This is a genomic window from Flavobacterium sp. NPDC079362 (assembly GCF_050267765.1).
In the GTDB taxonomy this organism is placed as follows: Bacteria; Bacteroidota; Bacteroidia; order Flavobacteriales; family Flavobacteriaceae; genus Flavobacterium; species Flavobacterium azizsancarii.
On record NZ_JBNNFM010000028.1, the window covers coordinates 32,344 to 48,078 of the forward strand.

The following is a 15,735-nucleotide window of genomic DNA, read 5'->3' on the forward strand; positions in this document are numbered from 1 at the left end:
ACGACACAGTACATTTGAAAAAAATTAATAACCATTTTTATGAAAAGAATCATTTTATCTGCCCTTATGCTATTAGGTCTAGCGTTTACGGCTCAATCGCAAGAAATTTCGAAACACGCTTTAGGGATTCGTCTGGGAGACAATAACGGATTTGGGGGAGAGATATCATATCAATTAGGATTAAACCAAAAAAACAGACTGGAATTTGATTTAGGCTGGAGAAACAGCAGTGATGTTGACGCGATTAAAGGTGTTGCTCTTTACCAATGGGTTTGGAACATCGATGGCGGATTTAACTGGTATGCTGGTGTTGGTGGTGGTATCGCTGCTTGGGATCACGATTATTATAACAACAATTTTAAATATAATGACAGCGGAACTTATGTATTCGCAGCCGGAGATATTGGTATAGAATATAGATTTAGCGAAGCTCCTATTACATTATCACTAGATGCAAGACCGGAAATTGGATCAGGATATTATGATGATGACAACTTTGGATTCGATGTAGGATTGGGTGTTAAATTCAGATTCTAAATAAAAAATAATTATAAAAAGAAATCCTGTCGTTTTTAAGCGACAGGATTTCTTTTTTGTTTTCAATCTTGAGAGAAATCGAAGTATTGATTAAGAATGCATTTTAACGCAAAGTGCGCAAAGTTTTTTATATGCTCGATTTTATAAAAAGTAAAGTGCGCAAAGCTTTGTGTCGAAACAGCTTTGCGAACTTTGTGTTTTCTAAGTGTATTATTATAAAAATCTTAGCGCACTTTGCGGTTAAATTCTCAATCTAACCTAAAAAAAGTGCTTATTTAATGATAATCTCTTTTTTAGAATGTATTTTTACTACCGTATAAGGATATGTTATTACCTGCATAACCATAGCATCCGGAGCAGGATTTAGTTCTTTTACTGTAATGATAATATTTTTATCTGTTTCCTCTACTTTTTCAACCTCAATCGAGTAACCTCCGGTATTCTTTTCCCCCATATTCAAAACAACATAGTTCGAATTGCTAATGTCATCATGTTTCATTTTTTCGGCCAGATGAGGATCAGTTTCTAACATTTTGATTTCGTTTGGTTCAGTCAAAATTTCAAAAAACTTGATATTTCCGCCACCGTCAGATTGTTCCGTTAAAACTTCATATAAAGCTTTCGAACCCGAATCTGATGTTTTTTTTACTCCACACGACATCAAAACAAAAACCAATAAAACCGTAAGTACTTTTTTCATTTGTATTTATTTTAATAATCTAGCTTTTATAATCATCGATAGCTCTTTGATACAAAGCTTCGTATTTAGGCAATATGTTTTTGATGTCGAATTTTTTAGCAACCTCTAATGCATTTTCTTTAAACTGATTTAAGACTGCATCATCTTTAAGGATTTTAATTGCATTTGCAGCCATTTCATCCACGTTACCAACATCACTCAAATAACCTGAAAAGCCATCGAAATTAACTTCCGGCAAACCTCCGGAATTACTCGAAATAACAGGAACTCCGCAAGCCATTGCTTCTAAAGCCGCCAAACCAAAACTTTCAGTTTCTGACGGAAGTAAAAACAAATCGGTCATGCATAAAATCTTATCAATTTCATTACTGTTTCCAAAGAAAATTACTTTATCATAAATTCCCAGTTCCATACAAAGAACTTCTGCTTTCTCTTTTTCAGGACCATCCCCAACCATCATAAGTTTAGACGGAATCTCTTTCTGGATATTATAAAAAATCTTAATAATATCCGGAATACGTTTTACTTTTCTAAAGTTACTGATGTGGGTAATGATACGTTCATTTTCCTTCGCCATCACATAACGATGACAAGGTGCCTGAGGATCTTTTGCCATTTTATCCAACTCAATAAAATTCGGGATTACGCGTATTTTATTTTTGATCATAAACAACTTCAAGGTATCGTCTTTCAAACTCTGGGAAACAGAGGTCACATAATCTGATTTATTGATACTAAAAGTCACTGCAGGTTTATAAAAAGGATGATTTCCTACCAATGTAATATCCGTTCCGTGAAGCGTTGTAATCATTGGAAGATTAATTCCCTCGTTCTTCAGCATTTGCTTCGCCATATAACCGGCATACGCATGCGGAATAGCATAATGCACGTGCAAAACCTCAATTTTATACAATTTTACCATATCTACCAATTTGCTTGACAAAGCCAACTCGTAAGGCTGATAATGAAAAAGAGGATATTCAGGAACGTTTACTTCGTGATAATGAACATTAGGATTCAAAAGTGCCAGCCTAACCGGCTGACTATAAGTAATAAAATGGATTTCGTGTCCGCGTCTGGCTAATTCAAGGCCTAGTTCTGTAGCAACTACACCACTACCACCAAATGTCGGATAACAAACTATTGCTATTTTCATGTATTAAATTTAATACTACGAAAGTACTCAAAAATAGCTTTTAATCGAAGTTTTAGATTGTTAGATTTTTGTGAAGATTAGATTTATCAGAGTATTAGATTATTAGACTAACTTAGAATCTTAGACTATCTTAGACATCAGATTACTTAATTTCTAATTCATCGAAAACCAAATAAAAGGCTCAATATTTTAACCAAACTCAAAACTCATATTCATGCTTATTTTCAGGAGCAGAAAAATTAATTTCCAAAAGAACCTTATGTCCCGCTGTCCGCTATATCTTTTCCTTGCTGGCAGCAGCAAGAAAAAGGATATCACTTCCATCGGGGCTAGATAAGAACTCTAGTTTTCATAAGAACTTCAATCCTAAACCCGACAGGTTTTAAAAACCTGTCGGGTTTGTTACGATCTTCCTTTGTCAGAGTTTAAAACCAAGAACGTAAGGAATTTTAAACTTTTTTTGCAAAGATTAATACGTATTTCGCGTAAAACAACCACAATCTTTCATTTCGACGAAGGACAAATCACACTAGAAACTCCGTACAGAAAGATCAATCTTTGTCGAATATTGGATGTGATTTACTGCGTCTGTTCGCTATCGCTCGGGACTCTTCCGTCGAAATGACAAAAAACACACAGATCCGCTTTAAACATAAGCTTTCGACAAAGCTCCTTACGCTCTTGGTTTTAAACTTTGACAAAGGTTTCTACACAAAACGCACGAAACCCGACAGGTTTTAAAAACCTGTCGGGTTTGTTGTGATGGCGGCAATCATACCTTTTCTATATTATATAAATTCCTCTTAGAAAAACCTGCTATGCCAACTATCGGCAGCAGGAACTTCCCAAGACTCATTGTATTCTTCGATATTGTTCACCAGATTATTAAAAACAATCGTATTCTCAGATACTGATTTATCTTTAACCATTTTCTTGAAATCAATTAAAGGTTTGTGTGCGATATGTTCACCTAGTTTAAAAGTCACGTTCATTTTATCTAACAAATCAACGTTGTACTTTTTCTCTAAACTCTGGATAAATTCTACTGAGCTATCAATAGAACATCCTGTAGCCGCCTGCACATCCTGATTGACAGCCAAAATAATGAATCGGTTGTATTTCAGTTCATACGAAGCTTCTAAACTTGTTCCGTGAGCTGCCCAACCTTCAACAAAAGCTTTCAGGTCAGTTTCTATTTCAGAAAATTCTTCCTCAGAAAATTTTCTGTTTGATTGATAAATCCAAATTTTGGACTCACCTGGTAAATCTTCAAAAGGTATATACATTTTTACTTTTGTTTTTCTTGTTTGTTTTTCTTGTTTCAGGTTTCAAAACTTAAAACCTTAGCATCTTAGTAACTTAGAACCTTTTATAAATCTTGCGCATTAGCAATTAACTCAGCAATGTCCATCACTTTCACTTGCCCTTCTTTCTCCTGGTGCTTGATACCATCTGTTAACATTGTATTACAGAACGGACAACCTGCTGCAATAATATCCGGTTGTACTTCAAGAGCGTCTTCTGTACGTAATACGTTTACTTCTTTGTTTCCTGGTTCAGCATCTTTAAACATTTGCGCTCCACCGGCTCCACAACAAAGTCCGTTTGCTTTTGAGCGTTTCATTTCGACTAATTCAACATCCAGTTTTTCGATTAAATCTCTTGGCGCTTCATAAATCTTATTGGCTCTTCCTAAATAACAAGGATCATGAAAAGTAATACGTTTTCCTTTAAACTGACCACCTTCGATGGTTAATCTTCCATCATCCAGTAATGACTTTAAAAACTCTGTATGATGAACTACCTCATACTGACCACCTAATTCAGGATATTCATTTTTTAAAGTATTAAAACAATGCGGACAAGCCGTAACAATTTTTTTAGCTTCATAAGCATTCAAAACCTCGATATTCATCATGGCCTGCATCTGAAACAAAAATTCATTTCCGGCACGTTTTGCAGGATCTCCGGTACAACTCTCTTCTGTACCAAGAACTGCAAAAGAAACATTTGCGCGATTTAAAATTCGCACAAATGCTTTTGTAATTTTTTTTGCTCTATCATCAAAACTTCCCGCACAACCTACCCAAAACAAAACTTCTGGTTGTTTTCCTTCGGCCAGCATTTCTGCCATTGTTGGTACTACTAAACTTTCTGACATGTCTCTTTATTATTAAATCGGTTAATTGTTCATTTGGTTAATCGCTCTCTTGAAAAACCTTTTCCATAACATTAAAAACCGAACTTTTTATTTTTTACAATCGAATAAACGGTTAAATAAATAACTTTTTAAACTATTTTAATTCTCATTTTTCCAATTCAATCTGTCCTGCTGATTGTATTGCCAAGGCGCTCCATTGTTTTCGATATTCGTCATCATCGCATTTAACGGCATTGGAGCAGCACTTTGTTCCATAACCAGATAACGGCGCATATCCATAATAATAGACAACGGGCTAATATTTACGGGACATTCTTCTACACATGCATTACATGATGTACAAGCCCACAATTCTTCGGGAGTAATATAATCGTTTAATAATGTTTTGTTATCCGGAACAAAAACACCTTTATTAGCATCTATATTCTTTCCTACTTCTTGTAAACGATCTCTTGTATCCATCATAATTTTACGAGGAGACAATTTTTTACCGGTTTGATTGGCAGGACATGACGATGTACAACGACCACATTCTGTACAAGTATAAGCGTTTAATAGCTGAACCCAGTTTAAATCCTGAACATCACTGGCTCCAAATTTACTTGGCACAGCATTTTCATCTGCCGGAGCAGCAGCAAACGGATCGGCATTTGGATCCATCATTAATTTTACTTCTTTTGTAACCGATGCTAAATTATCAAACTGTCCTTCCGGATTTAAGTTTGCAAAATAGGTATTTGGAAAAGCCAAAAGAATGTGCAAGTGTTTTGAGAAGTACAAATAGTTCATAAAAACTAAAATACCTGCAATATGCAACCACCAAAAAACCTCAAACAACAATCCAACCAATTCATTTGACAATCCGTTAAACATTGGTGCAATAAATTGACTTATTGGAAAACTTCCTGCTTTATGAAAATGCGAAAATCCTCCGGGAACATTTTGCAGATGTAAATCTGAAGCATTCATCAATAAAAACAAAAGCATCAAAACTGTTTCGAAGTACAGAATGTAATTGGCATCACTTTTAGGAAATCCGTTTAAATCAGGATTAATAAAACGTTTTAACCTGATCACATTTCTTCTGATCCAGAAAACTACAACAGCAAAAATTACAAGTAGTGCCAATATCTCAAAAGAAGCAATCAAAATATCATAAACGACTCCTAAATAAGGAGCAAAAATTCTATGGGTTCCAAATAATCCATCAATAATAATTTCGATTAACTCGATATTAATGATTATAAAACCTACGTATACAAAAATATGAAGTATTCCGGCTACAGGGCGTCTCACCATTTTTGACTGCCCAAGAGCAATCAAAGCCATGTTTTTCCAACGTGCTTTAGAATTATCTTTTCGATTTACATCTACTCCTAAATTGATGTTTCGGATGATTTTTTTTACGCTCGATGCAAAAAAACCGAAACCAATTATAAGGAGGATAGCGAATAAAATATTATCTAAATAACTCATCTAATTATTTTTTAGTAGTTGAATCTGCTTCTTCTGCCGGTGCCACATATGGCTTATTTTTCTTTCCAAAAAGAGAAACATTTACGTAACGAGTTGGGTACAAACGAACGTCTTGCAATAACAGCTCTAACTCTTTTGAAGTTTTAGCAAGATTATTATACAAAGCATCATCATTTAATAATTTACCTGCAGTACCTTTTCCTGAGTTTAAGTTACTCATAATACCATCTACTTTAGCTAAAGTCTGGTTTAGGTTTCTAACTGTTTTTCCTAAATCGGCTTTGCTTAAAGAATCAGATATCTTATTGAAGTTACTTGACATTTTATTAAAGTTTGTCACTACTCCATTAATCTGACCTTTATTTGTATCCAAGATAGAATTAAGAGTTCCGGAAGCTCTGTGAAACTGCTCCATAGTCTGACTTAATTCTCCTAATGATTTTTTCAGGTCTTCTTGTCCTTTTTTATCCAGAACATTATTTAATCCGGAAACAAGTGTATTGATATTAAGCAGCATTAAATCTAATTTTTGCTGAATAGGCTCAATTTTACCTCCTAACGATTCTGTTAAGCCAAGCTCAACAACAGACTCAAGTGTCTGACCATCTACAGCAGGATCTTTATCCGCAAGATTAGGCATAATCTTTATTTGTTTTCCGCCAATTAAACTTGGAGAATATAAAGCTGCTTTACTTGTTTTAGAAATTGGAAAATCTGTTTTTAACTGAAGTTCAACTAATAACTTACCGGTTACTTCATTGATTTTGATTTTACTTACTTTACCTATTGTAAGACCATTTATAGTAACGGGTGCTGATGCTGACAAATCTTCAACATTATCATATTCTACATATAATGTCTGGTAATTTGTAAAAAGGTCTTTGCCTTTTAAAAAACTATAGCCCCAAATAAATAATAAAATCGACGCGATGACTAAAATAGCCGTTTTAATTTCTCTTGTTAGTTTCAAAATTCTTAGTGTTTTGTACAAAATTAATATAAATATTCGAACAAAAGGCTATTATTTAATCGCCTCTTGAATACTGATTTTTTCTCCGTCTTTATTTGCAATTAAAAAAGCAGCTCCATATCCTTTATCTTTAGCTTCTTCCAAATATTTTTTGGCAGTTGCATAATCCGAAGTTTCCTGATAGAAATATTTATAAATATTGTTTTCATACAACATTGTTACATTTTTCAGGCCTTTGAAGTTTTTAGGTTCCAGTGGTGTTTTTTTAATGCTGGCAATAAGCTGTACTTTAAAGAAAACTCCTTTTGGGGCATTCTTGGCAACTGCAGCACTTTCGACAATTTTATTTTTTACGGGGGTCGAAGTATCTTTTACCGGTCTCGCATCTATAGATTCGTTAGATCCGTTACCAAAGTACTCTCTTTTATAACTAATAATTGCTTCGGCAACGGCTTTTGCAATATCATTTTGTCCTTCTTCTGAATTTAGAATATTTCCTTCTGTAGGATTAGAAATAAATCCGGTTTCTACTAAAACTCTTGGCATATAAGCTTTATGAAGTACCATAAATGGCGCTTGTTTCACTCCGCCTTGTCTTAATTTTTTTCCCAGTTTTTCAAAATTATCTTCGATTTTACTTGCTAAAGAAATACTATTGTCTAAATATTCTTCTTGCATCATAGTAATTCCAATCATAGATTCAGGCGAATTAGGATCGTAACCTTCATATTTACGTTTATAATCTTTCTCAAGGGTAATTACGGAGTTCTCTTTTTTCGCCGCTTCAAGATTCGATGCCACTTTACTTAAACCCATTACATAAGTCTCAGTTCCGTCAGCAGCAGTATTTTTATTTGCATTACAGTGAATAGAAACAAAAATATTAGAATTGGCTCTGTTGGCAATATTCGCTCTTTCGACCAAATCGATAAAAACATCGGTTTTGCGGGTATAAATAACATTAACATTTGGGGTCGACTCTAAAATCTTTCCCACTTTTAGAACAATAGCCAAAGCAATATTTTTTTCGATCCGTCCGCTATAAACAGCGCCAAAGTCATGATCTCCATGCCCGGCATCAAGTGTTACCTTAAAAACATTTGATTGGCTGAATGCACAAAAAGACGATATCATTAGAAAAAAAGTAAATATTACTTTAATTTTGTTAAATATATTCATAAATCTAAAAGTTAATTTTAATAAAACGTAACTGCTATAATTTTTACAATTGATTATTTTTGACAAAAAATTATATGTAAGTTTGACATGTCAAAAAACAAGCCATAATTTTACAAAAATAGCATTTAAACCTTTGCATACAAACTTATTTAATATCGTTTTATTATCATTTTTCCTAACATTAGGATGTGGTAATTTATATTCGCAAGAGATAAAAAACAAAAAAAAAGCATTACCAGCTGTAAAACAAACAGATAAACCCAAAACTGTTGTTACAGATGTTGCTCCGCCAATTGTCGTTGACACCATAAAATTGGATACGGTAAAAACTAAAAAGAACTTTCTTGATGCTGTTACCAAGTACAAAGCAAAGGATTATGCCAAGTATGATAAGAAGGCTAAGACGCTTACTTTATACAACGAAGCAGAATTATACTACAAAGATGTCGAATTAAAATCTGGAATTATCGTTTTAAATCTGGAAAAAGATGAAGTTTATGCCGGACGTATAAAAGATTCTGCCGGAGTTTTGACGCAATATCCAAATTTTAAACAAGGCGCGAGTGAAGTTCAGCCTGATTCTATCCGATTTAATTTTAAAACAAAAAAAGCTTTAATTTATAATTCAAGGACTGAACAGGGAGAATTTAAAATAAAGGCTGCGATAACGAAAAAGGAAAATGACTCTGTTTATTTTCTAAAAGGGGCGCGTTTTACAACTTCAAAGGATATTGACAATCCTGAATATTATTTCCAGACGAACAAAGTAAAATTTATTCCGGGTAAAAAAGTAATCACAGGTTTAACCAACATGGTTATTGCAGATGTACCAACTCCTCTTGCCCTGCCTTTTGCCTATTTTCCAATGAGTCAGGAAAAAAGTGTTTCCGGTATTATCATACCTAGTTATAATGACTCTAACACGAGAGGTTTTTCATTGCAGAATATGGGGTATTATTTTGCTTTGAGCGAGAATTACGATTTAACTGTTCTGGGAGATTATTATACGAATGGTAGTTATGCCATGCGCTTTGAATCCGCATATGCAGAAAGATATAAATACAGAGGAAATATAAACGTTCGTTTTGAAAATTTGATCAACAGTGAGCGTGGTTATCCTGATTACAGCAAACAATCTATTTATAATATCCAGTGGTCACATTCTAAAGACACTAAGTCGAATCCTAATTCAAGTTTTTCTGCTTCTGTGAATATGGGTAGTAGTAAATATTTTAAGCGATCTATTAATCAGGCGAACATTGGGTCTAATCTAAATAATACTTTAAGTTCATCTATTTCCTATAATAAAACTTTTAATACAATACCGCAAGCCCGTATCTCATTAACGGCAACGCACCAACAAAACACTCAAACAGAAGAGATCCTGATGACATTACCGGCTTTACAAGCAAGTGTTGATCGTGTATATCCGTTTGTTGGAAAAGACGGTGTTAAAAAAGGATTTATAAAAAACATCAACTTACAATATAACTTAAGTGGTAAAAACAATTTTAAAACAACAGATTCATTGTTTTTCAAACCACAAATGTTCAGAGATGCTCAAATAGGAATGCAACACAGTATTCCGATTAGTACAAACTTTAAAGTATTTAAATATTTTAGTGCAGGAGCATCGACTAACTATCAGGAAACATGGGTAACCAAAACTATTGATAAAAATTACGACAATTCTCAGGGTAAAGTCGTAGACAATGTTGTTAATGGATTTGATGCCTACAGAACTTATAATTTCAGCACCAACCTGGGAACTACAATTTACGGTACTTTCAATTTTGGAGAAGATAAAAGAATTCAGTCTATTCGTCACGTCATGCGTCCGACTGTAACTTATGCTTACACACCAAGTTTCGACCAGTATTACAACAATTATACTGTTGATGCTTCAGGAAAAATCTCTACATATTCAAGATTCGATGGTGGTATTTTTGGAGCTCCGGGTAAAAGCAACTCAAACATTGTATCATTTGCTTTAAGCAACACGTTTGAGGCAAAAGTAAGAGACAGAGACAGCACAAAGACGGAACCTAAGAAAATTATGCTGTTGAACAATTTAAACTTCAGTACAAGTTATAATTTTAATGCTGACGGAAAAGAAACTTTAGCCTGGCAACCTGTTCTTGTAAGCGGTGGAACTCAGTTTTTTGATAATAAAATGAATGTCAATTTTGGGGCAACACTGGATCCTTACGCTATAGATAATGGCGGAAAAAGAATTAGTACTTACAACATCGATAATGGCGGAAGTTTGTTCAGAATGACTAGTGCAAACGTGACTTTAAATTATTCTTTCTCGAATAAGGGAACCGGAAAAGATCAGGATAACAAACAAAGTGAGCGGAATGGTGGTCGAAAGGATGATTTGTTTGGAACAAATACGGACTTGAATGACAGTCGAAACAGCCAGTTTGCAAATGAAAAGGATGATGATACAGATGTTATAACGGAGTTTTTTAACTCTAAGATTCCTTGGGATATGACAATGGCGTATTCCTTAACGTATTCAAATGTAAACAGGGAAAATAAAATCACAGGAAACTCTATTATGATATCTGCCAATATGGATATTACCCCAAAATGGAAGGGCGGAATTTCAACTGGTTATGATTTAGTACAAAAGGGTGTTACTTTTACCCAATTTCGTTTTGAGCGAGATTTATTAAGCTGGAGAATGGCTTTTAACTGGAGTCCTCTGGGTGTAAACGCCAACTGGAATTTCTTTATCGGAATCAAATCGGGAATGCTTAGTGATATTAAATGGAATAAACGCAGTACGTCTAATCGCTAATATCTCTCTTTTAAACATACACTATTCTTGTATTCGATTATCAAAAAAATTAAGTTTAGAGATTTAATCTTAATTTCATTATTTTAAATCACAATTCTTTATTTGAGAATTTTAAAACTATTATTATGAAAAAAATCATTTTTACAGACAAAGCTCCAGCACCAATTGGCCCATACAACCAAGCTGTTTTATCAGGAAATACACTTTATGCTTCTGGTCAGATTGCAATAAATCCTGCCTCAGGAGAAATTATTACTGATAATATCAATGATGAAACAACACAGGTAATGCAAAATATTGCTGCGATTCTGGAAGCTGCAAATATGACTTTCGAGAACGTTGTTAAAGCAACTATCTTCATTATGGATATGAATAATTTTGCTGCTATAAACGCCATATATGGTTCTTATTTTGACGAAAAAACGGCTCCTGCACGTGAAACGGTTCAAGTAGCCTGCTTGCCTAAAAATGTAAATGTAGAAATTTCTATAATTGCAGTGCAATAGCATTTAATAACAATTGTGCCGTTGCTTCGTTTGTTGCCAGCGGCACATTATGTACATCGCAAACCCAGAGCAGCATATTTATATCTACTTCATGAGCATGGTTTGTCAGTGGGTCTTTAAAAAAGAAAACGATTTTAATTTTGCCTTCTGCTACTCTGGAAGCAATCTGAGCATCTCCGCCCATCGAACAAGGAAGCATCTTTTTTACCTTAAATCCTGATTTCTCCGCATTTCTTCCCAGTAATCCTGTTGCAATAAGTTTTATTTTATCGTGTTGCAGTGTAACTTCGTTTTTTATTAAAAAATGAATCATATCTGCTTTCTTATTATCATGGGCAATTATCGCAATTAACGTCTTTCTTTTCATGATTTAACAATAAATATAGTACCAAATTTACGTCTAAAAAGCGAACAAACTCACAATAAGACCATGAATATCAAATATTTAAATAAACCACAATAAAAAACAGCAATACTATTATTATGGCGAATTTAAGGCATAAAAAAAACCGTTTCAGTAACGAAACGGTTTTTGAATATATTTAAATAATGTAAATTCTATAATTGCAAAGCGACAGCATTTAGTAACAACTGGGCAGAAGCTTCATTTGTAGCTAATGGTACATTATGTACATCGCAAACACGAATAAGCATATTAATATCGACTTCATGGGCATGGCTCGCCAGAGGGTCTTTAAAAAAGAATACCATCTCTGTTTTACCTTCGGCTACACGCGCAGCAATTTGCGCATCACCTCCCATTGGTCCTGAAAGCATTCTTTTTACCTTAAATCCAGCGTTTACAGCTTTACTTCCGGTAGTTCCTGTTGCGATCAGCTTAATATTTTCCTGAAGAAGAAGAGTTTTGTTTTTATTCAAAAACTGAACCATATCTGCTTTCTTACCATCGTGAGCTATAATAGCAATTTCCATATTTTACTTTTATTATTGATTAGCAACATGATAAGCTATTAAACCATCAATAGGTCTTCTTAAAACATTTCCTAATTGAAGCTCATATTTATCAAATATTTCCTGTAATTCGTCTTTCAGATAAAAAGCAATTGAACCTACAAAATGAACTGGAACTTCTTTGCAGTTATCATATTGTTTGATGTAGTTTTTTACGAAAGATTTCATTCCTTTGAAAATAATTTTTCTACAAAACTCTGTGTCTTTATGTTTGATTAAAAACTTTGCAAAGGTTGCTAAATAAGCATTTGGATTTGGCTCTTTGTATAATTTATTCTTGATATAATCAGGATCTAAATCATACTCTTTTTCAAATTCAACCGCCAATTCTTTAGGCATTTTATTGAAATAATATTTTCTTATTAATTCTTTTCCAAAAACATTTCCACTACAATCATCCATAGCAATATACCCTAATGATTGTACTTTTTGATGCAATACTTTTCCATCAAAATAACTGCAATTAGAACCTGTACCCAAGATACTCACAATTGCTGCTTCTCCTTTTGGAGTAGTGGCATAAACTGCTGCATAAGTATCTTCATGAACTTCTACAATAGCATTCACGAAATATTCCTGGAATATTTGCGAAAGTTCTGTTTTCATTCTGTCAGTTCCACAACCTGCTCCGTAAAAGAACAAATGTGTGGCATTTTTTTTATTTTGTAATATATCGAAACGGTCATTTAATCTTTCGATAATTTCAGGACCGTCAAGAATTTCAGGATTTAACCCTAAAGTTTGTGTGGTGAATAATACTTTTCCATTATCATCAATTGCAATCCAATCGGCTTTAGTAGATCCACTATCAACTATTAATTTCATTTTATTTAGTTTTTGGATTAGGTTTTCTTTAGCTAAATAAAAAGTGTGTTTTTTACATTAATTAAAGAAGTAACAAAATATGAAAAATCCCGTTACTTTGAGATAACGGGACTTTACAAAAATATATAATATTATTTTAAACCTGCGATATGTACAGATAAATCAATTAATTTACTAGAGTACCCGTATTCATTATCGTACCAAGATACTAATTTGAAGAAAGTTGAATTTAAACCGATACCTGCTGTAGCATCAACGATTGAAGTTCTTTTATCAGAGATAAAATCCTGAGATACTACTGCATCTTCAGTATATCCTAAAATACCTTTTAATTCATTTTCAGAAGCTTTCTTTAAAACAGCCATAATTTCTTCGTAAGAAGTTTCTTTAGCTACTTTTACAGTTAAATCTACTACAGAAACGTCAGCAGTAGGAACACGGAAAGACATTCCAGTTAATTTTCCATTCAAAGCAGGAATTACTTTTCCAACCGCTTTTGCAGCTCCTGTAGAAGATGGGATGATGTTGATGCTAGCAGCACGTCCACCTCTCCAGTCTTTTCTAGAAGGACCATCAGCTGTCATTTGAGTTGAAGTTGTTGCGTGAACAGTTGTCATTAAACCTTCAACAATTTCGAAATTATCGTGAATAACTTTAGCTAAGGGAGCTAAACAGTTTGTAGTACATGAAGCATTAGAAACAACAAGATCAGTTGCTTTTGCGCTTTCGTGGTTTACACCCATTACAAACATTGGAGCATCTGCAGACGGAGCAGAAATAATTACTTTTTTAGCACCACCTTTAATGTGCTCATTTGCAGTTTCGATAGTTGTGAAGATACCAGTACATTCTGCAACTACATCAACATCAACTTCGTTCCATTTTAAGTCAGCTGGATTTCTTTCTGCAGTAATACGGATATTTCTTCCGTTTACGAAAAGTTTTCCTTCTTTTACTTCTACAGTTCCGTTGAAACGACCGTGAACTGAATCATATTTTAATAAATAAGCTAGGTGATCAACATCTAATAAGTCGTTGATTGCTACTACTTCTACATTATCTCTATTGAAAGTTTCTCTAAAAACGATTCTTCCGATACGTCCAAATCCGTTTATTCCTAATTTTACTTTTGACATTTTTCTTAATTTTTGCTTTTGTTTTTATTACACTACTTTAAAGTCTAATTTCCTCACAATAAACTTCTTTCCTTTTTAAACTTTTATTTTATGTTGACATGATATCAGATACTCTCAACAATTCTCTATCAATTTCAGACTTTCCTTTGATAGCTTGTTCAAGAGGTGTCAGGGCAACTTTATCTGCCTGAAGACCTACCATATAATTTGACTTACCTTCTATTAAAGATTCTACTGCTTTTACACCTAAACGGCTTGCCAGAACACGATCGAAACAAGATGGAGAACCACCACGCTGCATGTGTCCTAAAACAGATACCCTAACATCATACTCAGGTAAATTAGCCTCAACGTAATCTTTTAATTCGAATACATTTTTACCAATTTTATCTCCCTCAGCAATAACAACTATACTTGATGATTTTCCTGAAGCTTTACTTTTTTGAAGTGAATCAAGTAATCTCTCGAGACCTAAATCTTCTTCAGGAATAAGAATTTCCTCTGCACCTGCACCAATACCAGCATTAAGAGCAATGTGTCCGGCATCTCTACCCATAACCTCTACAAAAAACAGACGGTTGTGTGAACTTGCGGTATCTCTAATTTTATCGATACAATCTACCACTGTATTCAAGGCTGTATCATAACCTAAAGTATGACTTGTACCAAAAATATCATTATCGATTGTACCCGGGATTCCCATTACTGGAAAACCATATTCTGAATTAAAAATTAATCCTCCGGTAAAACTTCCGTCACCTCCTATTACGACCAAAGCATCTACTCCGGCTTTCACAAGATTCTCGTGCGCTTTTTTTCTACCTTCCGGGGTTCTAAACTCAACTGAACGAGCTGATTTCAGGATCGTTCCACCTTTGTTTACAATATTATTTACGCTTCGGGGTCCCATTTCTTTGAAATCTCCTTCGATCATTCCCTGATACCCTCTATAAATTCCTATGCATTCTATATTATGATAAGCACATGTTCGAACAACTGATCGTATTGCGGCATTCATTCCAGGTGAGTCTCCTCCCGATGTCAGAACCCCAACTTTTTTTATTGTTTTTGGCATTATTTAAGTATTAAAGTGTAAAATTAGCAAACATTCACCACTTTCTAGGCGATGTTTATCATTAATTAATAAAATTTGTTAAATTCAAACGTTTTCGTTAATAAGTTTTTCAATAGCAAAAAATTCATTTAAAATAATAAAAGCCACTTATTTTAATTAAATCTTTAAAATTAACAATACATAAATGAAGTGTTATAAAATTTTAAGCATTTTGCCATTCTCAAAAAATAAATGAG

General features: G+C 33.8%; 15 protein-coding genes. 3 read left to right on the forward strand and 12 right to left on the reverse strand.

Going from position 1 to position 15,735, the window contains the following annotated elements:
- The first annotated feature begins 39 nt into the window (after positions 1-39).
- Entirely contained in the window at positions 40-537 is a 498-nt protein-coding gene (locus ACQKCJ_RS19390) for a hypothetical protein (protein WP_271336031.1), read from the forward strand.
- Positions 538-808: 271 nt separating this feature from the next.
- On the opposite strand, the gene ACQKCJ_RS19395 is transcribed toward ACQKCJ_RS19390, so the two are convergent.
- The 7 genes from ACQKCJ_RS19395 to ACQKCJ_RS19425 form a co-directional block, all read right to left on the reverse strand.
- Entirely contained in the window at positions 809-1,237 is a 429-nt protein-coding gene (locus ACQKCJ_RS19395) for a protease complex subunit PrcB family protein (RefSeq protein WP_427402734.1), read from the reverse strand.
- 19 nt (positions 1,238-1,256) lie between these two features.
- Entirely contained in the window at positions 1,257-2,393 is a 1,137-nt protein-coding gene (gene bshA / locus ACQKCJ_RS19400; RefSeq protein ID WP_427402735.1) for an N-acetyl-alpha-D-glucosaminyl L-malate synthase BshA, read from the reverse strand.
- A gap of 803 nt (positions 2,394-3,196) precedes the next feature.
- The gene (locus ACQKCJ_RS19405; protein ID WP_083692817.1) at positions 3,197-3,679 is read right to left on the reverse strand and encodes an ABC transporter ATPase; all 483 of its coding nucleotides are present in this window, start codon (positions 3,677-3,679) and stop codon (positions 3,197-3,199) included.
- Positions 3,680-3,762: 83 nt separating this feature from the next.
- Positions 3,763-4,554: a (Fe-S)-binding protein gene (locus ACQKCJ_RS19410; protein WP_427402736.1), complete on the reverse strand. Its 792-nt coding sequence runs from the start codon at positions 4,552-4,554 to the stop codon at positions 3,763-3,765.
- 138 nt (positions 4,555-4,692) lie between these two features.
- On the reverse strand, positions 4,693-6,030 hold the full coding sequence (locus tag ACQKCJ_RS19415; RefSeq protein WP_271336026.1) for a (Fe-S)-binding protein: 1,338 nt from the start codon (positions 6,028-6,030) through the stop codon (positions 4,693-4,695).
- A 4-nt stretch (positions 6,031-6,034) separates the two neighbouring features.
- Positions 6,035-7,000 (reverse strand): MlaD family protein, encoded by a 966-nt coding sequence (locus tag ACQKCJ_RS19420; protein ID WP_271336025.1) that lies wholly within the window; start codon positions 6,998-7,000, stop codon positions 6,035-6,037.
- A 51-nt stretch (positions 7,001-7,051) separates the two neighbouring features.
- Positions 7,052-8,179: an N-acetylmuramoyl-L-alanine amidase family protein gene (locus ACQKCJ_RS19425; protein WP_271336024.1), complete on the reverse strand. Its 1,128-nt coding sequence runs from the start codon at positions 8,177-8,179 to the stop codon at positions 7,052-7,054.
- Between the two features lie 49 nt (positions 8,180-8,228).
- Between ACQKCJ_RS19425 and ACQKCJ_RS19430 the strand changes: the two genes are divergently transcribed.
- Positions 8,229-10,985, forward strand: coding sequence for a putative LPS assembly protein LptD (locus tag ACQKCJ_RS19430; RefSeq protein WP_427402737.1), 2,757 nt, complete (start codon positions 8,229-8,231; stop codon positions 10,983-10,985).
- A gap of 125 nt (positions 10,986-11,110) precedes the next feature.
- Positions 11,111-11,491, forward strand: a complete 381-nt coding sequence (locus tag ACQKCJ_RS19435) for a RidA family protein (protein WP_271336022.1) — start codon at positions 11,111-11,113, stop codon at positions 11,489-11,491.
- Here the strand turns inward: ACQKCJ_RS19435 and ACQKCJ_RS19440 are convergent.
- From ACQKCJ_RS19440 to pfkA, 5 genes are all read right to left on the reverse strand, one after another.
- A complete protein-coding gene (locus ACQKCJ_RS19440) occupies positions 11,472-11,858 on the reverse strand; it encodes a methylglyoxal synthase (protein ID WP_271336021.1) in 387 nt (128 codons plus the stop codon). The two genes, ACQKCJ_RS19435 and ACQKCJ_RS19440, sit on opposite strands and share 20 nt — an antisense overlap.
- Positions 11,859-12,049: 191 nt before the next feature.
- Entirely contained in the window at positions 12,050-12,424 is a 375-nt protein-coding gene (locus ACQKCJ_RS19445) for a methylglyoxal synthase (protein ID WP_271336020.1), read from the reverse strand.
- A gap of 12 nt (positions 12,425-12,436) precedes the next feature.
- Complete coding sequence (locus tag ACQKCJ_RS19450) at positions 12,437-13,288, reverse strand: N-acetylglucosamine kinase (RefSeq protein WP_271336019.1); 852 nt, start codon at positions 13,286-13,288, stop codon at positions 12,437-12,439.
- Positions 13,289-13,419: 131 nt separating this feature from the next.
- Positions 13,420-14,424: a type I glyceraldehyde-3-phosphate dehydrogenase gene (gene gap, locus ACQKCJ_RS19455; RefSeq protein WP_271336018.1), complete on the reverse strand. Its 1,005-nt coding sequence runs from the start codon at positions 14,422-14,424 to the stop codon at positions 13,420-13,422.
- Between the two features lie 88 nt (positions 14,425-14,512).
- Positions 14,513-15,499, reverse strand: coding sequence for a 6-phosphofructokinase (pfkA, locus tag ACQKCJ_RS19460; protein WP_271336017.1), 987 nt, complete (start codon positions 15,497-15,499; stop codon positions 14,513-14,515).
- Positions 15,500-15,735 lie beyond the last annotated feature (236 nt).

Excerpts from the sequence above, each read along its gene's own strand:
- ACQKCJ_RS19390 (WP_271336031.1), top strand. The coding sequence starts at position 40 with ATGAAAAGAATCATTTTATCTGCCCTTATGCTATTAGGTCTAGCGTTT.
- ACQKCJ_RS19395 (WP_427402734.1), bottom strand. The coding sequence starts at position 1,237 with ATGAAAAAAGTACTTACGGTTTTATTGGTTTTTGTTTTGATGTCGTGT.
- bshA (WP_427402735.1), bottom strand. The coding sequence starts at position 2,393 with ATGAAAATAGCAATAGTTTGTTATCCGACATTTGGTGGTAGTGGTGTA.
- ACQKCJ_RS19405 (WP_083692817.1), bottom strand. The coding sequence starts at position 3,679 with ATGTATATACCTTTTGAAGATTTACCAGGTGAGTCCAAAATTTGGATT.
- ACQKCJ_RS19410 (WP_427402736.1), bottom strand. The coding sequence starts at position 4,554 with ATGTCAGAAAGTTTAGTAGTACCAACAATGGCAGAAATGCTGGCCGAA.
- ACQKCJ_RS19415 (WP_271336026.1), bottom strand. The coding sequence starts at position 6,030 with ATGAGTTATTTAGATAATATTTTATTCGCTATCCTCCTTATAATTGGT.
- ACQKCJ_RS19425 (WP_271336024.1), bottom strand. The coding sequence starts at position 8,179 with ATGAATATATTTAACAAAATTAAAGTAATATTTACTTTTTTTCTAATG.
- ACQKCJ_RS19435 (WP_271336022.1), top strand. The coding sequence starts at position 11,111 with ATGAAAAAAATCATTTTTACAGACAAAGCTCCAGCACCAATTGGCCCA.
- ACQKCJ_RS19440 (WP_271336021.1), bottom strand. The coding sequence starts at position 11,858 with ATGAAAAGAAAGACGTTAATTGCGATAATTGCCCATGATAATAAGAAA.
- ACQKCJ_RS19445 (WP_271336020.1), bottom strand. The coding sequence starts at position 12,424 with ATGGAAATTGCTATTATAGCTCACGATGGTAAGAAAGCAGATATGGTT.
- ACQKCJ_RS19450 (WP_271336019.1), bottom strand. The coding sequence starts at position 13,288 with ATGAAATTAATAGTTGATAGTGGATCTACTAAAGCCGATTGGATTGCA.
- gap (WP_271336018.1), bottom strand. The coding sequence starts at position 14,424 with ATGTCAAAAGTAAAATTAGGAATAAACGGATTTGGACGTATCGGAAGA.
- pfkA (WP_271336017.1), bottom strand. The coding sequence starts at position 15,499 with ATGCCAAAAACAATAAAAAAAGTTGGGGTTCTGACATCGGGAGGAGAC.